20 protein-coding genes are annotated in these 19307 nt (G+C 64.7%); 13 read left to right on the plus strand and 7 right to left on the minus strand.

All coding sequences use genetic code 11. The annotated features are described in order from the left end of the window. The coding region (locus L810_RS37720) for an AMP-binding protein (RefSeq protein ID WP_042977908.1) at positions 1-859 on the minus strand (859 nt) is incomplete at its 3' end. A 316-nt stretch (positions 860-1175) separates the two neighbouring features. On the opposite strand from L810_RS37720, the gene L810_RS37725 reads away from it, so the two are divergent. From L810_RS37725 to L810_RS37765, 9 genes are all read left to right on the plus strand, one after another. Beyond that, positions 1176-2072, plus strand: coding sequence for a DMT family transporter (locus L810_RS37725; protein WP_021163402.1), 897 nt, complete (start codon positions 1176-1178; stop codon positions 2070-2072). Positions 2073-2185: 113 nt separating this feature from the next. Then, positions 2186-2809, plus strand: coding sequence for a TIGR00645 family protein (locus tag L810_RS37730; RefSeq protein WP_042977899.1), 624 nt, complete (start codon positions 2186-2188; stop codon positions 2807-2809). Positions 2810-2843: 34 nt separating this feature from the next. Next, the gene (locus L810_RS37735) at positions 2844-4367 is read left to right on the plus strand and encodes a fumarate hydratase (protein ID WP_006478316.1); all 1524 of its coding nucleotides are present in this window, start codon (positions 2844-2846) and stop codon (positions 4365-4367) included. Between the two features lie 194 nt (positions 4368-4561). Next, the gene (bfr, locus tag L810_RS37740; RefSeq protein WP_011352652.1) at positions 4562-5038 is read left to right on the plus strand and encodes a bacterioferritin; all 477 of its coding nucleotides are present in this window, start codon (positions 4562-4564) and stop codon (positions 5036-5038) included. 39 nt (positions 5039-5077) lie between these two features. Next, positions 5078-5938 (plus strand): glutamate racemase, encoded by an 861-nt coding sequence (murI, locus tag L810_RS37745; protein ID WP_021163403.1) that lies wholly within the window; start codon positions 5078-5080, stop codon positions 5936-5938. A gap of 151 nt (positions 5939-6089) precedes the next feature. Continuing rightward, on the plus strand, positions 6090-6326 hold the full coding sequence (locus tag L810_RS37750) for a (2Fe-2S)-binding protein (RefSeq protein ID WP_011352654.1): 237 nt from the start codon (positions 6090-6092) through the stop codon (positions 6324-6326). 217 nt (positions 6327-6543) lie between these two features. Further along, entirely contained in the window at positions 6544-7275 is a 732-nt protein-coding gene (locus L810_RS37755) for an energy transducer TonB (protein ID WP_042977902.1), read from the plus strand. A 36-nt stretch (positions 7276-7311) separates the two neighbouring features. Then, positions 7312-8043 carry a MotA/TolQ/ExbB proton channel family protein gene (locus tag L810_RS37760; RefSeq protein ID WP_021163406.1) on the plus strand — a complete coding sequence of 244 codons (732 nt, stop codon included), beginning with the start codon at positions 7312-7314 and terminating at the stop codon, positions 8041-8043. Between the two features lie 13 nt (positions 8044-8056). Further along, positions 8057-8485 (plus strand): ExbD/TolR family protein, encoded by a 429-nt coding sequence (locus L810_RS37765; RefSeq protein ID WP_021163407.1) that lies wholly within the window; start codon positions 8057-8059, stop codon positions 8483-8485. Between the two features lie 398 nt (positions 8486-8883). Here the strand turns inward: L810_RS37765 and L810_RS37770 are convergent, their stop codons facing one another. Beyond that, positions 8884-9858 (minus strand): LysR family transcriptional regulator, encoded by a 975-nt coding sequence (locus L810_RS37770; RefSeq protein ID WP_021163408.1) that lies wholly within the window; start codon positions 9856-9858, stop codon positions 8884-8886. Between the two features lie 122 nt (positions 9859-9980). On the opposite strand from L810_RS37770, the gene L810_RS37775 reads away from it, so the two are divergent. From L810_RS37775 to hemP, 3 genes are all read left to right on the plus strand, one after another. After that, the gene (locus L810_RS37775; protein ID WP_042977906.1) at positions 9981-10853 is read left to right on the plus strand and encodes a pirin family protein; all 873 of its coding nucleotides are present in this window, start codon (positions 9981-9983) and stop codon (positions 10851-10853) included. A 99-nt stretch (positions 10854-10952) separates the two neighbouring features. Next, positions 10953-11435: an SRPBCC family protein gene (locus L810_RS37780; protein WP_042977910.1), complete on the plus strand. Its 483-nt coding sequence runs from the start codon at positions 10953-10955 to the stop codon at positions 11433-11435. Positions 11436-11573: 138 nt separating this feature from the next. Continuing rightward, positions 11574-11819 carry a hemin uptake protein HemP gene (hemP, locus tag L810_RS37785; RefSeq protein ID WP_021163412.1) on the plus strand — a complete coding sequence of 82 codons (246 nt, stop codon included), beginning with the start codon at positions 11574-11576 and terminating at the stop codon, positions 11817-11819. 272 nt (positions 11820-12091) lie between these two features. Here the strand turns inward: hemP and L810_RS37790 are convergent, their stop codons facing one another. The 5 genes from L810_RS37790 to uvrB all read right to left on the minus strand — a co-directional run bounded on the left by L810_RS37790 (position 12092) and on the right by uvrB (position 17637). After that, a complete protein-coding gene (locus L810_RS37790) occupies positions 12092-13489 on the minus strand; it encodes a 4Fe-4S binding protein (protein WP_021163414.1) in 1398 nt (465 codons plus the stop codon). Beyond that, a complete protein-coding gene (locus L810_RS37795) occupies positions 13486-14328 on the minus strand; it encodes an FTR1 family iron permease (protein ID WP_021163415.1) in 843 nt (280 codons plus the stop codon). Before L810_RS37795 ends, L810_RS37790 begins: the two co-directional genes overlap by 4 nt. Positions 14329-14386: 58 nt before the next feature. Continuing rightward, entirely contained in the window at positions 14387-14719 is a 333-nt protein-coding gene (locus tag L810_RS37800) for a cupredoxin domain-containing protein (RefSeq protein ID WP_021163416.1), read from the minus strand. A 55-nt stretch (positions 14720-14774) separates the two neighbouring features. Further along, positions 14775-15326, minus strand: coding sequence for an iron transporter (locus L810_RS37805; protein ID WP_021163417.1), 552 nt, complete (start codon positions 15324-15326; stop codon positions 14775-14777). A 220-nt stretch (positions 15327-15546) separates the two neighbouring features. Next, complete coding sequence (uvrB, locus tag L810_RS37810) at positions 15547-17637, minus strand: excinuclease ABC subunit UvrB (RefSeq protein ID WP_021163418.1); 2091 nt, start codon at positions 17635-17637, stop codon at positions 15547-15549. A gap of 263 nt (positions 17638-17900) precedes the next feature. Here uvrB and L810_RS37815 point away from each other — a divergent pair, with 263 nt between their 5' ends. Beyond that, on the plus strand, positions 17901-19100 hold the full coding sequence (locus tag L810_RS37815; protein ID WP_021163420.1) for an amino acid aminotransferase: 1200 nt from the start codon (positions 17901-17903) through the stop codon (positions 19098-19100). Positions 19101-19307: the final 207 nt, after the last annotated feature.

Genomic DNA, 19307 nt, shown 5'->3' on the forward strand with positions numbered 1-19307 from the left:
AGCCGCCGGTGCTGTGCTGCACACCCTTCGGCTTGCCGGTCGAGCCCGACGTATACAGGATGAACAGCGGATGCTCGGCGCTCACCCATTCCGGCTCGCACGTGTCGGACTCGCCGGCCGTCAGTTCGTGCATCCACAGGTCGCGGTCGGCATGCCAGTCGATCTTGCCGCCGGTGCGGCGATAGACGATCACGCTCTTCACCGCTTCGCAGCCCCCGAGTGCGAGCGCCTCGTCGGCGATGCTCTTGAGCGGCAGTGTCTTGCCGCCGCGTGCCTGCTCGTCGGCCGTGATCAGCGCCGTCGCGCCGACGTCGACGAGCCGCTCGTTCAGCGACTTCGCGGAGAAGCCGCCGAACACGACCGAGTGCGTCGCGCCGATGCGGGCGCAGGCCTGCATCGCGACGATGCCTTCGATCGACATCGGGATATAGATGACGACGCGGTCGCCCTTGCCGATGCCGCGCTTCTTCAGCGCATTCGCGAAACGCGACACGCGGGCGAGGAGATCCGCATAGGTGACGCGCGTGACGGTACCGTCGTCGGCTTCGAAGATCACCGCGACGCGCTCGCCGTTGCCGGCTTCGACGTGACGGTCGAGGCAGTTGTACGACGCGTTCAGCTCGCCGTCGTCGAACCACTTGTAGAACGGCGCGTTGGACTCGTCGAGCACTTTGGTGAACGGCTTGTGCCACGCGAGGCCTTCGCGCGCGAGGCGCGCCCAGAAGCCTTCGTAATCGCGCTCGGCCTCGGCGACGAGCGCCCGATAGGCCGGCATGCCGGAAATGGTCGCCGCCTGCTCAAGCGCCGCGGGCGGCGCAAACTGGCGGGTTTCGTGAAGAACCGATTCAATCGCAGACATCGACAACCCCTTGGTGAACATGAATCCTCTGCATGGCGGCGCGATCGTGCGCGCCGCGCGTCTTGGCCGGCGCATGCGCGCCGCTGTCTCCTACCCACCACCCGCGCACGGCCCGAAGGCCGCTGCGCGATGCTGCGCCGCACCACGTCGCACGATGGCGACCGGGCGACCCGACAGTGTCCACAATAAGCGCTCCAACTTACCCGTCACTTACGCGGCACGGCCGTTTCGCCCGCCGGGCGGCGCCGCTTGCAGCTTTACGCTGTAACGAGCGCGACCCTACAATCCTAACTGAACTCGCCTTCCGGATTCCAGCTTGAATCGCTATGCTTTCTTTCTCGTTCTGTCGATGCTGTTCGTCGGCAGCAATGTCGGTATCGGCAAATCGATCGTCGCCTTCGTTCCTGTCGCCATCCTCGCCACACTGCGCTTCGTGATTGCGATCGCCGTGCTGTGGCCGCTGTTCAGCCCGGTGAAGATGCGCACCGTCAAGCGCGGCGAATGGCTGAACCTGTTCCTGCAGGCGTTCTTCGGCACCTTCATGTTCACGCTGCTGATGCTGAACGGTGTGCAGCGCACGAGCGCGGTCGCGGCCGGCGTGATCACCAGCACGATTCCGGCGATCGTCGCGCTGTTCGCGTGGCTGATCCTGCGTGAAAAACCGAACGGCCGTGCGCTCGTGTCGATCGCGCTCGCGATCGCCGGCGTCGTGACGATCAACCTCGCGAACGGCAGCGCCGCCGGGCACGGCGCATCGTCGTCGCTCACCGGCAACCTGCTGATCCTCGGCGCGGTGTGCTGCGAATCGATCTACGTGATCCTGTCGCGCCGCCTCACGCAGACGCTCGCGCCGATCGACATCTGCGCGTACACGCACCTGTTCGGCTTGTGCCTGATGCTGCCGCTCGGCGCGACGGCCATGTGGCATTTCGATTACGCGAGCGTGCCGGCCGGCACCTGGGCGCTCGTCGTCTGGTACGGCCTGTCGGCCAGCATCTTCTCGTTCTGGCTGTGGATGAAGGGCATCCGGCACGTGCCGGGCAGCCTCGCCGGCGTGTTCAGCGCGGTGCTGCCGGTCGCCGCGGCCGCGTATGGCATCGTGTTCCTCGGCGAGCGCCCGACCCTCGCCCACGGCATCGCGCTCGCGTGCGTCGTCACCGGCATCGTGCTCGCGAGCCTGCGCGTGAAACGCGTGCCCGCCGCCGCGTCCTGATCCGTCCCTGGCCGTGCCGGCGCGTCACTGCAGCCGCGCCGGCCGACGCGTTACAATAGCGCGCCTTTTCAAGATTACCCCCGATACCTGCGCACCGCGCCCGAGTCTCCACCATGTCCGCCCCGCATTCGCCCGGCCGCCCCGCGCGTCGCCCGCTTCGCCCGCTTCCCGCGCTGATTTTCATGAGCCGCTGGCTCCAGGTTCCGCTTTATCTCGGCCTGATCGTCGCGCAGGCCGTCTATGTGTTCCTGTTCCTGAAGGAAGTCTGGCACCTGCTGTCGCATGCGACCAGCCTCGACGAAATCAGCGTGATGCTCGCGGTGCTCGGCCTGATCGACGTGGTGATGATCTCGAACCTGCTGATCATGGTGATCGTCGGCGGTTACGAAACGTTCGTGTCGCGCCTCGGCATCGAGGGCCACCCCGACGAGCCCGAATGGCTCGACCACGTGAATGCGGGCGTGCTGAAGGTCAAGCTGTCGATGGCGCTGATCAGCATTTCGTCGATCCACCTGCTGAAGACGTTCATCAACCCCGACCAGCACACGATGCACGCGATCATGTGGCAGGTGATCATCCACGTGTCGTTCCTGGTGTCGGCGCTCGTGATGGCGTGGGTCGACCGCCTGACGACGCACACGCACCCGGCCCATTTCCACGAGACGCACGCCCACGACGGGCACGCGCCTGCAGCGAACGAGCCCCGCAAGCCGGCCGAAGCGGCCGCCAACGCATAAACGCATTCCCCACTGTCCCCACAGAGTCTCAGCCATGACCGTCATCAAACAGGAAGACCTGATCCAGAGCATCGCGGATTCGCTGCAGTACATCAGCTACTACCACCCGCTCGACTACATCCAGGCCCTCGGCCGCGCGTACGAACTGGAAGAAAGCCCGGCCGCGAAGGATGCGATCGCGCAGATCCTCACGAACAGCCGCATGTGCGCGGAAGGCAAGCGCCCGATCTGCCAGGACACCGGCATCGTCACGATCTTCGTGAAGGTCGGCATGGACGTGCGCTGGGACGGCGCGACGATGGGCCTCACCGACATGATCAACGAAGGCGTGCGCCGCGGTTACACGCACCCGGACAACGTGCTGCGCGCGTCGATCGTCAATCCGCCGGAAGGCGCCCGCAAGAACACGAAGGACAACACGCCGGCCGTGATCCACTACGAGATCGTGCCGGGCGACAAGGTCGACGTGCAGGTCGCGGCGAAGGGCGGCGGCTCGGAGAACAAGTCGAAGTTCGTGATGCTGAACCCGTCCGACTCGATCGTCGACTGGGTGCTGAAGACGGTCCCGACGATGGGCGCGGGCTGGTGCCCGCCGGGCATGCTCGGGATCGGCATCGGCGGCACCGCCGAGAAGGCGATGCTGATGGCGAAGGAATCGCTGATGGAGCCGATCGACATCCAGGAAATCATCGCGCGCGGCCCGAAGGACTGGGTCGAGGAACTGCGCGTCGAGCTGCACGAGAAGGTCAACGCGCTCGGCATCGGCGCACAGGGCCTCGGCGGCCTGGCCACCGTGCTCGACGTGAAGATCATGGCGGCACCGACGCACGCGGCATCGAAGCCGGTCGCGCTGATCCCGAACTGCGCGGCCACGCGCCACGCGCACTTCGTGCTCGACGGCTCGGGCCCGGCCAAGCTTGAAGCACCGTCGCTCGACGCATGGCCGAAGGTCCAGTGGGAACCGAACACGGAAACCAGCAAGCGCGTCGACCTGAACACGCTGACGCCGGAAGAAGTCGCCAGCTGGACGCCGGGCCAGACGCTGCTGCTGTCGGGCAAGATGCTCACCGGCCGCGACGCTGCGCACAAGCGCATCGCCGACATGCTCGCGAAGGGCGAGAAGCTGCCGGTCGACTTCACCAACCGCGTGATCTACTACGTCGGGCCGGTCGATCCGGTGCGCGACGAAGTGGTCGGCCCGGCAGGCCCGACGACGGCCACGCGCATGGACAAGTTCACCGAGACGATGCTCGCGCAAACCGGCCTGATCTCGATGGTCGGCAAGGCCGAGCGCGGCCCGGTCGCGATCGACGCGATCAAGAAGCACAAGGCGGCCTACCTGATGGCCGTCGGCGGCGCCGCATACCTCGTGTCGAAGGCGATCCGCGGCGCGAAGGTGCTCGCGTTCGAAGACCTCGGCATGGAAGCGATCTACGAGTTCGACGTGCAGGACATGCCGGTGACGGTCGCCGTCGATTCGTCGGGCACGTCGGTGCACCAGACCGGCCCGAAGGAGTGGCAGGCGAAGATCGGCAAGATCCCGGTCGCAACTGCTTAAGCGCGATCGAATGCAAGGCCGGACGCAAGTCCGGCCTTTTTGCTTCTCGTTCTCATTATTGTGTGCGGCCGGTTATTCGAGGCTGATTCTCATTACATGCAAAAGGCAGGCCCGGCAAGGCTTTGAGGCTTGGCTTTTCTCGTACGAGCGATTATCTTTCGGTTTCTGAAGCCCCACTGAACAAGGAACAAGCCATGCAAGGCGACAAGAAAGTCATCGAATATCTGAACGCCCAGTTGAAGAATGAACTCACGGCGATCAACCAGTACTTCCTGCATGCGCGCATGTACAAGCACTGGGGCCTCGAGAAACTGGGCAAGCACGAGTACGACGAGTCGATCGGCGAAATGAAGCACGCAGACTGGCTGATCGAGCGCGTATTCATGCTCGACGGCCTGCCGAACCTGCAGGACCTGCACAAGCTGCTCGTCGGCGAGGAAACCGAAGAGATCCTGAAGTGCGACCTGAAGCTCGAGCAAATCTCGCAGTCCACCTGCAAGGAAGCGATCGCCTATTGCGAATCGGTTCGTGACTATGTGTCGCGCGAGATCTTCGAAAAGATCCTCGACGACACCGAAGAACACATCGACTGGCTGGAAACGCAGATCGACCTGATCGGCAAGGTCGGCCTGCAGAATTACCAGCAAACGATGATGGGTTCGCCGGAGTAAGCGCGCTCCGCCCTTCCCGCCATCGCCACCCGCCCTTTCATGTCGACACCTTCCGTTATCGCCGCGACGTCCACGACCGTTGCCCCCATCGGCATCTTCGATTCAGGGCTGGGTGGCCTGTCGGTACTGCGCGCCGCGCGCGCGCAGCTGCCCGACGAATCGTTCATCTACGTCGCCGATTCGCACCACGCACCTTATGGTCCGCGCGACGAGGCGTTCATTACGGAACGCACGCTGGCAATCGGCGAGTGGCTGGCCCGCGAAGGGGCGAAGGCGCTCGTCATCGCCTGCAACACCGCAACCGCACGCGCGATCGCCGCGATCCGCGAACACCTGCCGATGCCGCTCGTCGGCGTCGAGCCGGGCATCAAGCCGGCCGTCGCCGTGTCCGCGAGCGGCGTCGCGGGCGTCCTCGCCACGCAGTCGACGCTGAACAGCCCGCGCTTCCAGGCGCTGCTCGACCGCTACGGCGCCGGCCGCCGCTTCATCTGCCAGCCCGGCCACGGGCTCGTCGAGGCCATCGAGCGCGGCGACACGAATTCGCCCGCCTTGCGCGCGTTGCTCGACAGCTATCTGCAGCCGATGCTCGACGACGGCGCCGATACGCTGGTACTCGGCTGCACGCATTATCCGTTCTTCACGGAAACGATTCGTGACCTTGTGGGCGACCGCCTGACGATCGTCGACACGAGCGACGCAATCGCGCGCCAGCTCGCCCGGATTCTCGACGAGCGCAACCTGCGTGCACCGGCCGGCACGCGCGCGGCGCCGCCCCGCTTCTGCTCGACCAGCGACGGCCGCCAGTTGCAGGTACTCGCGTCGACGCTGCTCGGCCTCGCCGCACCGGTCGAATCCGTCACCATTTCCTCGCCGAACGCGCGCGCCTGCGCGACCGCCTGACACGAGCCGGCACGCCCGCTTTCGCGTGCCGCTCCACTGCCCCCATCGCTTCAAGGGTCTGATGACCTTAAAAAAAGCCCGGCCCGCGCTTGTCAACGTCCGCAAAATTAATGATAATAATTCGCATTAACGTTAGCTATCGCAACTCACCATGATCGTCTGCGTGTGCAAGTCTGTTTCCGATCGCAAGATTCGCGCGTCCCTCGCAGAGGGCGTGAACTCTTTCGATGAACTCCAGTTCGAGCTCGGCGTGGCCACGTGCTGCGGCAAGTGCGAGGAGTCCGTACGCGACCTCATGGCCGAACAAGGCGTCTGCGCGAGCCAGTGCGGTGTCGAGCACCACGCTCATCCGATCCCGGTCACGTTCTACGAACGCAAGGCGGCCTGACCGGCGCCGGGTGTATACATGCGGCCCAGGCCGCATTTTTGTTTTGACCGTCAGCAAGCCACCGTCTACGCGAGCCAGCGGCTTACCTGCCAAGGAGCCTGTCATGGAATTGCTGATCGGATTTGTGACCACCGTTTGCATCTCGCTGCTGATCTTCCGCAAGTGATGCCGATTCACCCGCCGCGCCCCGGGTGCGACATCGTTCTTTCAAGCTAACATGCAGGCTTCGCATTCCACTCCCGCCGGCATCTTGCCGGCCGCACCACGTATGAATCCCCGAGTGATCGTCGTCGCGGTCGGTGTGCTTGCCGCACATGCGATCATGCTGACGGCCGCCTGGCTCCATCGCAACGCGCCGCCGCCGGCGAAGGAGATCGAGATTCAGTCGATCACCGCACAGCTCATTCCGCCCGCGCCCCCTGCCCAGCCGGTCGCGGTCCAGTCGGCCGCGCAGCAGCCCACGCCGCCCAAGCCCACGCCGCGCGTGAAGCCGAAGGTCGAGCCGAAGCCGGTACAGAAAGCCGTCCCGACACCTCAGCCGGTCGCACAGGCACCGTCGCCGACGCCCGCGCCGGCAGCGGTCGATCCGACACCGGCTCCCGCCGCGCCGGCGCCTGCCGCTCCGGCTGCAGCCCCCGGCCCGGCCCGCGAGACGATGCAGGTCAGCGCGCCGAAGAACGTCACGGCGCTCAGCTGCAATTTCGTGAAGCCCGCTTATCCGACGATGTCGAAGCGTCGCGGCGAAACGGGCACGGCTTATGTTCACTTCGTCATCGGCGTGACGGGCAAGATCGAAAGCGTCCAGCTGCAGAAGAGCAGCGGCTACCCGCGTCTCGACGAAGCCGCGCTCGAGGCGACGCGCGCCAGCACCTGTCCGCCGTATATCGAGAACGGCCAGGCGATCCGCGCCGCCCATACGCTGCCCTTCAACTTCACGCTCGACGACTAACCCGTCATATTCGGTAGATTCAAAGGAAACAAGAAAATGCAAAGCTACGGTATCGCGCACGTCTGGGCGCAAGGTGATTTCGTCACGCGCGCCATCGCGATCACGCTGCTCGTGATGTCGATCCTGTCGTGGATCGTGATCGTCATCAAGGGCTGGAACGTGATCCGCCTGAACCGCCTGACGAAGAACGCCGAACAGGCGTTCTGGCATTCGGACAACTTCGACGACGGCATCAAGAAGCTCGGGCTCGCCGCCTCGACGCCGAACGACAACCCGTTCCTCGCGCTCGCGCTGTCGGGCAAGGAAGCCGCCGATCACCACCATCAGACGCAACCGCACCTGCACGACCGCATGGACGTGTCGGACTGGGTCACGCGCTGCCTGAAGGACACGATGGACGAAGGCATCTCGCGCATGCAAAGCGGCCTCGCGATCCTCGCGTCGGTCGGCAGCACGGCGCCGTTCGTCGGCCTGTTCGGTACGGTCTGGGGGATCTACCACGCACTGCTCGCGATCGGCGCATCCGGCCAGACGTCGATCGACCAGGTCGCGGGCCCGGTCGGCGAATCGCTGATCATGACCGCATTCGGCCTGTTCGTCGCGATCCCGGCCGTGCTCGGCTACAACGCACTCACCCGTGCGAACAAGGGCGTGGTCAGCAAGCTGCGTCGCTTCGCGCACGGCCTGCACGCGTATTTCGTGACGGGCGCGAGCCTTGCATCGTCGTCGACGCGCGACGGCCTGCGTCTCGCGACGCGCGCCAACTGAGACGGGGTGAAGCATGGCAATGAACACCGGTTTCAGCGACGATGACGACGATGCCGTGATGAGCGAGATCAACATGACGCCGCTCGTCGACGTCATGCTCGTACTCCTGATCATTTTCCTCGTGACGATCCCGGCGATGCAGCACGCGGTGAAGATCGACCTGCCGCATGCCAGCAGCCAGCCTGTCGACGAGAAACCGCAGACGGTCGACGTCGCGATCCAGGGCGACGGCACGATCCTGTGGGACGACCATACGGTCACGCGCGAACAATTGCAGGAACGCATCGCGGAAGCGGCAAAACGCACGCCGCAGCCGGAGTTGCACCTGCGTGCGGACCGCAAGGTTGCCTACGAACACGTCGCCGAAGTGATGTCGGATGCGCAGGCCGGCGGCTTGACGAAGCTCGGCTTCGTGACCGAGCCGACCGCAAAAGCGAAGTAACGCACGCGCAATCAGGCGCTCGCCGGCGGCGCCCAATCGGCCGCACCTGGCCGGCCGCACCTCGCCGGCCACGCACAAAGTAAAAGGCCTTCATCGCCAGATGAAGGCCTTTTTTCATGCGCACGCGGGCGCCTTCGGGCGGCGGGCTCTTTGGCGGTATCGGTTACGCCTCGAGCAACGCAAATGCGACTCTGCCGTGGTCTGCACGGACTGCGCGTTCTGCCCTATCTGGCTCACAATATATGCGGCCACCTGATTTCGCTCAGAACTTCCTTCACGAAATGGGATTTCAATATAGGCTCGCACGCACGCGCATTCAAGGTTCCGGCGATTGAAACTTGCGATTGCAGGCGACGCTTCAATGACAAAACAAATTTGCGTCGCCGTGCACGTCGTGTTCAGGTCGCCGAAACATCGGCCGCCGCTTCCTTCTTCGCACGCTCGGGACACCCCGGTTCCTTGTAGGCGCCGTGATCGAGCTTCTCGACCAGATAGTCGACAAACGCACGCACAGCGGGCGGCATCCCCTGCCGCGACACGAACACCGCGTACAGTTGCGGCACGGGCAGCGTCCAGCCCGGCATCACCGGCGACAGTTGCCCCGCGCGCAGCGCGTTGCCGTACATCATCTCCGGCAGCGCCGCGATGCCGAGTCCATCGAGCACGGCTTCGCGGATCGTCATCAGGTCGGCCGTCACCAGCCGCGGGTCGTGTTCGTGCACGTGACGCGTACCGTCCGGCGCGATCAGGTTGAACACGTGCCGCCCGTCGACGCTCGGCGTATCGAGCGTTTCGAATCCGCTCAGGTCGTCCGGTACCAGCGGCGGCGCATTCTGGCTCAGCAGGCTCGGCGCGCCGACCAGCATCTGCTCGGTGCGCCACAGCGGCCGCACGACGATATTCGCGTTCTGCGGCGGCTCCGAGCGCACACGCAGCGCGACGTCGATCGAATCCTCGAACAGGTCGATCACGCGATTCGTCACGCGGACGTGCACCTTCACCTCGGGATAACGACGCAGGAATTCGGGCAGGATGCGCGACAGCATCGTCTGCGACAGCGTCACGGGCACACTGACTCGCACCGAGCCGCGCGGCGATGCACGCAACTGCTGGACCGCGTTCATCGCAGCCTGCGCTTCGGCCAGCATCGCCTGGCAGTGCTGGTAGAACAGTTCCCCCGCCTCGGTCAGCGCGAGCTTGCGTGTGGAGCGCTGCAACAGGCGCACGCCAAGCGCCGCCTCGAGTTCGGTCAGGCGCCGCGACAGGCGCGATTTCGAGATGCCCAGCACGCGCTCCGCCGCCGAGAAACCGCCATGTTCGACGACCTGCGAAAAGTACATGAGGTCGTTCAGGTTGTGTGCATCGATATTCATCTCATCGTTCCAATTTCAGAACAATCCATTGCGAACCGTCGCGAATCGAACGGTAAAACGCCCAATATAATAGCTCTATGTTTCAAAAATAACGCTATTCCGATGATTTCGAGGGTATCCGCATGACGACCGCTCGCTCGCTTGACCGCACGTACCCCGCCCTTCGCACGACCGAAGGCGGCGGCTTCGTGGTTCACCGCCCGTTCCCGACTCGGCTGCTGATGGATTTCGATCCGTTCCTGCTGCTCGACGAAATGGGCCCCGTCGACTACGCGCCCGGCGAAGCCAAGGGCGCCCCCGACCATCCGCATCGCGGCTTCGAGACCGTGACCTACGCACTCGACGGGCGCTTCCGTCATCGCGACTCGTCCGGCCATGCCGGCACGCTCGGCCCGGGCGACGTGCAATGGATGACGGCGGGCGCCGGCGTCGTGCACAGCGAGATGCCGGATCCTGAATTCGCGCAGGCAGGCGGCCGCTCCCACGGCTTCCAGCTGTGGGTCAACCTGCCGCGGCGCGACAAGCTGATCGCGCCGCGCTACCAGGAGATCCCCGCCGATCGCATCCCGAGCGCCACGTCGCCGGACGGTCTCGCGCGCGTGCGCGTGATCGCTGGCGAAGCGTTCGGCGTCCGGGCGGCGATCGAGACACGCACGCCGATCCTCTACCAGCATTACACGCTGCAGCCCGGTGCAACGGTCACGCAGCCCGTCCCGGCAGGCTATCGCGTATTCGCCTATCCGATCGACGGAACGGGCCTCTACGGGCCCGACAGGCAGGCAGTCGACGCAAGGCACATGGTCGTGTATGGCGACGACGGCGACACGGTCACGTTCGCTGCCGGCGACACGCCGCTCGACCTGCTGCTGATTGGCGGCGTACCGCTCAACGAGCCGATCGTCCGCTACGGCCCGTTCGTGATGAATACCGAGGAAGAAATCCGGCAGGCTGTCGTCGACTACCAGACGGGGCGCATGGGCCGTATCGAGGCATGACGCATGGACGCACGGGCAGGTGCCGCGAAACCGCCCGTTTTGCGTCACAATGACTTCTTGAGCCATGTGGCCGCCCGCCACCAGAAGGAACCCGTCCCCTTGAACTTCGAACATCTGATCCAGATCAACTCCGACGATCCGGCCGTGCCCACCCTCACCCGCGAACAGCTCTGGGAAGGTCTCGTGCTGCGCGCCGAACAACCGCAACTGTTCGTGCTCGGTCTCGACAGCTGCGTCGTCCATGAACGGACGGAGACGACGCTCGAGCGTGAACTGCACTACGGTCACGCGACCGTGCGCGACCACGTCACGTTCACGCCGAATCAGCAGGTCCGCTACGACATCCGCGCCGCCGACGGCGAGATCGGCGGCTCGCTGACGATGACGATCGAGGAACGCGACGACCACGAGCTGTTCCTGCGTTTCGAATACCGCACGACGCTGGTCGTCACCGACGACAGCGAAGACGCGCGCCAGACGCACGGGATCGTCAAGGAGGCATACCGCACGTCGGATATCGACACGGTTCGCCTGATCCGCGAGTACGCGCAGGGCCGCAAGGATCCCGATCCGCTGCACTGAACCCGGCGGCGGCCTGCGGGCCGCCCCTTTGATTCAAGCTATCAGATTCCCACTTCCGATCGATAAAGAGTTTTTGTAAATGGGAATAGTTATCATTTAGAATTCATTCCATCGTATCGACAGTCACCGATCAACCGAATGACCGACACCATGCGCCCGACCACGCTGACCTTGCGCCGCCCGACCGGCACCGCAGGCAGCAGCCGCCAGAAGACGGCAGCGGTCACCACGCCGGCGAAGCCCGCCGGCAACCGCGATGCAGGCACGCGGGTCGTCAGCAGCGATGCGCTGCTGCAAGGCCAAAGCCACGTCAGCATCGCGCATAACGGAGAGACCTATCAGTTGCGCGCCACACGGCTCGGCAAACTGATCCTGACGAAGTAACGACAGAGTATTGTGGGGACCACCTCCCTGAGAGGTGTTGGGCATTAGCCAGCGTAACGGCTTGCACGCGAGATCTAGACCCCTTCGTGCAAACACACTCAAGCAGCCGTTGCAGCAAGCCAAGCCACTTTTTTGGTTCTCGCACAAGGAAGAAAAAAGCGACACGTCCTTCGACGTGTCGCTTTTTTATTTGGGCGGCCAATGCGCGAAGCAGGTTCCCGAGCTTCGTTACCGCGTGAGTGCATGACCGCCGAAGCGGCGCGCAAGCCGCTTCAGAAACCCCAGAACATCAGCCACCATGCGCTGTCGATGACGGCAAGCGCGACAGCGAACCATGCGAATGCCGCAAGCCGGCGCGGCAAGGCCGCATAACGCCCCGTCACTTTCCACGCGAGCCACGCACTCCATGTGTTGGCGCCGACCAGGATCGCGATGCGTACATCGGTTGCCCATCCGAGCGGTACATGCTCGGCACGAAGCAGCGACAGCGTCGTGGCCGACAGGCCAAGAAACACGCCCGCGCCCGCGATCGGGATCAATGCCTGCGCGAGATGATGCAGCCGCACGCGCTCGAAACGGCCGAGCATCAGCGTGGCGCCGGCCAGCAGCACCAGCAGCGCCGTGCCGTACACGAGCCCCGTGCCGACGATGTAGCTGACGACCAGCCCGCCGTCGAGCCAGGAGAAGACGTCGTTGCGATCCGGATAATGCGTGAGCAGGAACCACGGTGCATTGGTTTCGAGCGGCCACGTGATGTCATGGTCGATCAGCCAGCCCGCGAGCCATTGCTTGATCTGCACGAACCACGGGCTGACGGTCCAGTGGAACGCACCGATCGCAACGCCGAGCAGGCCGTACAGGATCAGCGCGGTGTCCCACGGGTTCGCCTTTTGCGCGCCGAGGTTCACGACTTCGTCGGACGGCGAGCGCAACGACAGCGAGATCGCATCCCGGTGCCCGCTGCAGCGGCCGCACATATGGCAGTCCGCCGCGCCCTGCATGTTGCGCAACGGCACGAGCGGTGCGCAGTTGATCGGAATCACGCGATGGCCATGCTCGCCGTTCTTGTACGAACGGCGCCATGCCTCCTCGTCGACCTTGTAGCGCATCGGCGCAAGCCGCGCGAGCAGCCCGAACACGCCGTTGACCGGGCACAGGTACTTGCACCACACGCGCTTCTCGCGGCCGTACAGCACGCCGATCACGATCGCGCCGACGGTCGAGCCGCCGAGCACGAACAGCACCGCGAGCGGGTACTGGTACACGCTCACCATCTGCCCGTAGATCGTCGTGAGCCCGAACGCGACGAACGGCCAGCCCCCCCACCGTATCCAGCGCGGAATCGGGCCGCCCCGGCCGAACTTGCTCGCGAATTCGGTGAGCGCGCCCTCCGGACACAGCACGCCGCACCAGACACGGCCGAGCATCACCATCGACAGCAGCACGAACGGCCACCAGATGCCCCAGAACGTGAATTGCGCGATCAGCGTGAGGTTGCTCCACAGGTGCGCGGAGTCGTCCGGCAGCGGCAACACCGCCGGCACGATGATCAGGAATGCATAGACGGCGACGACCGCCCACTGGATGCCGCGGATCAGCGCGCCGTGGCGCTGCATCCACTGGCCCGCCTGCGCGAGCCAGCCCGGCTTGGCTGCGGCGGCAACGCTCATGCCGCGCGACCCGCAGCGACGGCCGGCCGACGGCTCGCCCGCTTCATCAGCAGCCAGACCACCGCCCAGTACACCGCGTACGCAACCAGGTTGGTCAGTGCCGGGTGCGCGCGATAACCGGTCAGCGTCGCGACGAGCGAGCCGAACGTGCCCGAATCATCGAGGATCGCGGACGTGTCCCACACCTGCGAAATGCCGAGCGGCAGGATTTCCTTGTCGATCAGCTTGTCGACGCCGGTCTGGAACAGGCCTGCGCCGAGGAACAGCAGCATCACTTCGGTGACGCGGAAGAAATGCCGCCACGAGAAGTACTTGCCGCCGAGCTGCAGCAGATAGAACGTGAAGAACGCAAGGCCGAGGCCGATCACGACCGCGAGCATCTGGCTGCCGTCGACGTGGCCCGACTGGCCGAAACCGAGACCGTACAGGAAGATCACCGTCTCGCTGCCCTCGCGCGCGATCGCGAGCGCGACCAGCACCGCGACGCCCCACCAGTTCGAATCGCGCGTGCTCTGCTGAAGCGATTGCTCCATGTCGCGCTTCAGCGTGCGGCCGTGCCGGCGCATCCACAGCACCATCTGCACGATCAGCACGCATGCGATCAGCACCATCGCAGTCTGGAAGTAGTCCTGCGCGTCGCCGGACAGCACTTCGGTGAAACCGACCAGCGCGGCGCCGAGGCCCACGGCCATCAGCAAGCCGACACCGACGCCGGCCCACAGGAAAGGCAGGCCGCGGCGCGCGTCGTCGTCGCCGTTTTTCAGCCATGCATAGAGAATGCCGACGACGAGCAGCGCTTCGACGCTCTCCCGCCAGACGATGAACAAGATCTGACCCATCGATACCTCCTGACGCGCAGAACACCGGGTTGGTGAGCCCGCGCGCAGATAAAACGCGTTACTTCGCGACGATCACGCCCTGCGCCTGCTGGTGGAAATCGTCGAAAAACTTGTATTCGCCCGGCGACAGCGGCGCGACGACCACGAACGAATCGGCACCCGGCGCAAGCACCTTCTCCTTGCGCAGCTGCACGCTCTCGAATTCGGCCGCGCCCTTGCCGGTGTTCTTGATCTCGATCTTGAAACGCTGGCCGGCCGGCACTTCGATGCGGGCGGGAGTCAGCTTGCCGTCCGCCATTTCGAGCTTGAACGTCGGCAGATCGGCAGCGTACGCCGCGCCGGCAAGCCACAACGCAGCGGCTGCGGCAACGATTTTCTGGGGAATTTTCATTCTGGATTCTCTACGCCGACGGCGCGCCGAAGCGCGCCGTCCGTGATGCCACCGATCAGTAACCGCCCTTCTTGCCGATACCGGCGAACGGGAAGTCGTATTCGAGGGTAATGGGCTTGAACCATGCGCCCACGCCCGTTTCCTTGTCGATGTGACGACCGAACGCCATGTGGCCCGTCTGCATCGGCGGCTTGACGACCATCGTCAGGTGATACTTGCCCGGGCCGTTCAGCTTCACGTTGTCGCCGTAGTGCGGACCATCGCTCGCGACCATGCCCATCAGGTCGCCTTCGGCCTTCCACTTCGTGTCACCCTGCTTCGTCAGCTTGTACGTGACCTGCAGGTACGGCATCCAGTCGCCTTCCGCGAAACCCGTCGGGTTGTTCTTGACCGCATGGATGTCGGCCTCGAGGTGGATGTCGGAATCCGACGCCTTGCGCATCATCCCTTCCGGATCCATCGTGATCGGCTGCAGGTACACCGCGCCGATTTCCATGCCGCCCTGGATCTGCTGCTTGCCGATCGGATATTCGGCAGCCGAGGCCGACATCGCGGCAAGCGCCGCCGCTACCGCAACCGTCGTGCGGATGAACGAAGAACCCAACATGGACACTCCTTGTTATTTGATCTGGAACCATGCGGACCGACCGCCAGGCCTGCCCGCCGAAAACACTAACGCGACGAATAACGTTAATGCGAACAATTCTCAATAATTGCGAAGTTTAGCACCGAACCTGTTCCGGAACAAACGACGAGCCGTGTAAACCCCTGATCCGACAAGGCTTACAGGCTCGTTACCGCAAGGTTTCTGTGACGCTTGGAAAGATTTACCGGCCGCCGTTGACGTGATCGCCGACGTTCGCGCCGAACACGCGCTCACGCAGCAGCGCAAGCTGGTCGCGGGTCGCGGCAGCCTTCTCGAACTCGAGGTTTTTCGCGTAGTCGGCCATCTGCTTCTCGAGGCGCTTGATTTCCTTCGCGAGCTGCTTTTCCGACATGTCCTCGAATTTCGCACGCTGCTGCGCTTCCTTCAGCTCGGCGCGTGCCTCGTCCGCGTTGTAGACGCCGTCGATGATGTCCTTGATGCGCTTCACGACACCGCGCGGCGTGATGCCCATCTGCTCGTTGTAGGCAATCTGCTTCGCGCGGCGCCGCTCGGTCTCGCCGATCGCGCGTTTCATCGACTCGGTCATGTTGTCCGCGTAGAGGATCGCCTTGCCGTTCACGTTCCGCGCGGCCCGGCCGATCGTCTGGATCAGCGAGCGCTCCGCGCGCAGGAAGCCTTCCTTGTCCGCGTCGAGGATCGCGACCAGCGACACCTCGGGAATGTCGAGCCCTTCGCGCAGCAGGTTGATCCCGACCAGCACGTCGAACGTGCCGAGCCGCAGGTCACGGATGATTTCGACACGCTCGACCGTGTCGATGTCGCTATGCAGGTAACGCACCTTGACCCCGTGGTCGGCCAGGAACTCGGTGAGCTGTTCGGCCATGCGCTTCGTCAGCACGGTGATCAGCACGCGCTCTTCGGCTTTCACGCGCGCGTTGATCTCGGCGAGCACGTCGTCGACCTGCGAGCTCGCCGGCCGCACTTCGATTTCCGGATCGACGAGCCCCGTCGGCCGCACGACCTGTTCGGCGATCTGCCCGGTCACGCGCTTCTCGTAGTCGGCCGGCGTGGCCGACACGAACACGACCTGGCGCATCTTGCGCTCGAACTCGGGGAACTTGAGCGGCCGGTTGTCCAGCGCCGACGGCAGCCGGAAGCCGTAGTTGACGAGGTTTTCCTTGCGTGCGCGGTCGCCGTTGTACATGCCGTTCAGCTGGCCGATCAGCACGTGCGATTCGTCGAGCAGCATCAGCGCGTCGGGCGGCAGGTAGTCGACGAGCGTCGGCGGCGGATCGCCGGGCTCCGCCCCCGAGAAATGCCGCGAGTAGTTCTCGATGCCCTTGCAGAAGCCGAGCTCCTGCAGCATCTCGAGATCGAAACGCGTGCGCTGCTCGAGGCGCTGCGCCTCGACGAGCTTGCCGTCGCGGTGAAAGAACTCGAGCCGCTCGCGCAGTTCGTCCTTGATCGTCTCGACCGCGCGCATCACGGTATCGCGCGGCGTCACGTAGTGCGACGACGGATACACGGTGAAGCGCGGGATCTTCTGCCGCACGCGGCCGGTCAGCGGGTCGAACAGCTGCAGCGTCTCGACCTCGTCGTCGAACAGCTCGACGCGCACGGCCAGCTCGGCGTGCTCGGCCGGGAAGATGTCGATCGTGTCGCCGCGCACGCGGAACGTGCCGCGCTGGAAATCCTGCTCGTTGCGCGTGTACTGCATCGCGATCAGCCGCGCGATCACGTCGCGCTGGCCGAGCTTGTCGCCGGCGCGCAGCGTCAGGATCATCTGGTGGTATTCGGACGGATTGCCGATACCGTAGATCGCCGACACCGTCGCGACGATCACGACGTCGCGGCGCTCCATCAGGCTCTTCGTCGCCGACAGCCGCATCTGCTCGATGTGCTCGTTGATCGACGAGTCCTTCTCGATGAACAGGTCGCGCTGCGGCACGTAGGCTTCAGGCTGGTAATAGTCGTAGTAAGAGACGAAATACTCGACCGCGTTGCGCGGGAAGAACTCCCGGAACTCCGAATAGAGCTGCGCGGCAAGCGTCTTGTTCGGTGCGAACACGATCGCCGGGCGGCCGAGCCGCGCGATCGTGTTCGCCATCGTGAAGGTCTTGCCGGAGCCCGTCACGCCGAGCAGCGTCTGGAACGACAGGCCGTCCTCGACCCCTTCGACGAGCGTGTCGATCGCGGTCGGCTGGTCGCCTGCGGGCGGATACGGTTGGTACAGCTGGAACGGCGACCCTTCGAAGGTCACGAATTTCGATTCGTCGAGCGCGTCGCCGGTTTCGGCATGATGTTCGGACATGGAATGCGGCCGGAGCGAGGGCAAAAGAGTCATTCTAGCGCTTCGCGGCCGGGCGAACTGCTGTCGGCTCCTGACGCGCGACGGCCGCCGGAAATCGCGGTTCCCGGCCGAATTTCGCCGCCGAAACGCCGCCCCCGCCAGCGCGAATTCGCTACAATGTCAGGCTGCTGCGCTTTCCGGCGTCGTGCCTGCCTGCGCGCGGTCCCCCGCGCCCGCCCCGCCCGTTGAAAGCCTGACCCTCTTTTCACTACTGCCGAATCATCATGTCGCTCTTCTCTGCTGTCCAGCTTGCTCCCCGCGACCCGATCCTGGGCCTGAACGAAGCCTTCAACGCCGATGCGCGTCCGACCAAGGTCAACCTCGGCGTCGGTGTGTACACGAACGAAGAAGGCAAGATCCCGCTGCTGCGCGCGGTTCGCGAAGCAGAGAAGGTGCGCGTTGAAGCGGGCCTGCCGCGCGGCTACCTGCCGATCGACGGCATCGCCGCCTACGATGCGGCCGTGCAGAAGCTGCTGCTCGGCAACGATTCGCCGCTGATCGCAGCGGGCCGCGTGGTCACGGCCCAGGCACTGGGCGGCACGGGCGCGCTGAAGATCGGCGCCGATTTCCTGCGCACCGTGAACCCGAACGTGAAGGTCGCGATCAGCGATCCGAGCTGGGAAAACCACCGCGCGCTGTTCGAAGCAGCCGGCTTCGAAGTCGTTGCGTACCCGTATTACGACGCTGCCACCAACGGCGTGAACTTCGAAGGCATGCTGTCGGCGCTGAACGGCTACGAAGCCGGCACGGTCGTCGTGCTGCACGCATGCTGCCACAACCCGACCGGCGTGGACCTGACCGAAGCGCAATGGCAACAGGTCGTCGACGTCGTGAAGGCACGCAACCTCGTGCCGTTCCTCGACATGGCCTACCAGGGCTTCGGCGAGAGCATCGAGGCCGACGCTGCCGCCGTGCGCCTGTTTGCCGCGGCCGACCTGAACGCATTCGTGTCGTCGTCGTTCTCGAAGTCGTTCTCGCTGTACGGCGAACGCGTCGGCGCCCTGTCGATCATCACGTCGAGCAAGGAAGAAGCGACGCGCGTGCTGTCGCAACTGAAGCGCGTGATCCGCACGAACTACTCGAACCCGCCGACCCATGGCGGCGCCGTGGTCGCAGCGGTGCTCGCATCGCCGGAATTGCACGCTTCGTGGGTGCAGGAACTCGGTGAAATGCGCGACCGCATCCGCGCGATGCGCAACGGTCTCGTCGAGCGCCTGAAGGCAAGCGGCGTCGATCGCGACTTCAGCTTCATCAACGCGCAGCGCGGGATGTTCTCGTATTCGGGCCTGACCTCGGCGCAAGTCGATCGCCTGCGCGACGAGTTCGGCATCTACGCGGTCGGCACGGGCCGGATCTGCGTCGCCGCGCTGAACACGCGCAACCTCGACGCGGTTGCCAATGCCGTTGCAGCTGTCCTGAAGTAAGTCGGCGCCCACGGACGGCAGCCATCGCCGGCCCGTCCTGCCGAAACGAAAAACGCGCTCCCCGGAGCGCGTTTTTTTTGTGCGATTCGCCGGACTAGCCGGGGAGTCGTCGCCCGAGCAGCCCGTGTCGCGACCGCCCGTGCCGGAAGCCTTTACTGCATGAACCAGCCGTGGCTGACGACGACCGACTGGCCCGTGAGCGCGGCG

The organism is Burkholderia sp. AU4i, assembly GCF_000466765.1.
GTDB classification, from domain to species: Bacteria; Pseudomonadota; Gammaproteobacteria; order Burkholderiales; family Burkholderiaceae; genus Burkholderia; species Burkholderia cepacia.

Coding starts and splice junctions, on each gene's coding strand:
- L810_RS37730 (WP_042977899.1), top strand. CDS start 2,186: ATGTCCGCCCCGCATTCGCCCGGCCGCCCCGCGCGTCGCCCGCTTCGC.
- L810_RS37735 (WP_006478316.1), top strand. CDS start 2,844: ATGACCGTCATCAAACAGGAAGACCTGATCCAGAGCATCGCGGATTCG.
- bfr (WP_011352652.1), top strand. CDS start 4,562: ATGCAAGGCGACAAGAAAGTCATCGAATATCTGAACGCCCAGTTGAAG.
- murI (WP_021163403.1), top strand. CDS start 5,078: ATGTCGACACCTTCCGTTATCGCCGCGACGTCCACGACCGTTGCCCCC.
- L810_RS37750 (WP_011352654.1), top strand. CDS start 6,090: ATGATCGTCTGCGTGTGCAAGTCTGTTTCCGATCGCAAGATTCGCGCG.
- L810_RS37755 (WP_042977902.1), top strand. CDS start 6,544: ATGCAGGCTTCGCATTCCACTCCCGCCGGCATCTTGCCGGCCGCACCA.
- L810_RS37760 (WP_021163406.1), top strand. CDS start 7,312: ATGCAAAGCTACGGTATCGCGCACGTCTGGGCGCAAGGTGATTTCGTC.
- L810_RS37765 (WP_021163407.1), top strand. CDS start 8,057: ATGGCAATGAACACCGGTTTCAGCGACGATGACGACGATGCCGTGATG.
- L810_RS37770 (WP_021163408.1), bottom strand. CDS start 9,858: ATGAATATCGATGCACACAACCTGAACGACCTCATGTACTTTTCGCAG.
- L810_RS37775 (WP_042977906.1), top strand. CDS start 9,981: ATGACGACCGCTCGCTCGCTTGACCGCACGTACCCCGCCCTTCGCACG.
- hemP (WP_021163412.1), top strand. CDS start 11,574: ATGACCGACACCATGCGCCCGACCACGCTGACCTTGCGCCGCCCGACC.
- L810_RS37790 (WP_021163414.1), bottom strand. CDS start 13,489: ATGAGCGTTGCCGCCGCAGCCAAGCCGGGCTGGCTCGCGCAGGCGGGC.
- L810_RS37795 (WP_021163415.1), bottom strand. CDS start 14,328: ATGGGTCAGATCTTGTTCATCGTCTGGCGGGAGAGCGTCGAAGCGCTG.
- L810_RS37800 (WP_021163416.1), bottom strand. CDS start 14,719: ATGAAAATTCCCCAGAAAATCGTTGCCGCAGCCGCTGCGTTGTGGCTT.
- L810_RS37805 (WP_021163417.1), bottom strand. CDS start 15,326: ATGTTGGGTTCTTCGTTCATCCGCACGACGGTTGCGGTAGCGGCGGCG.
- uvrB (WP_021163418.1), bottom strand. CDS start 17,637: ATGTCCGAACATCATGCCGAAACCGGCGACGCGCTCGACGAATCGAAA.
- L810_RS37815 (WP_021163420.1), top strand. CDS start 17,901: ATGTCGCTCTTCTCTGCTGTCCAGCTTGCTCCCCGCGACCCGATCCTG.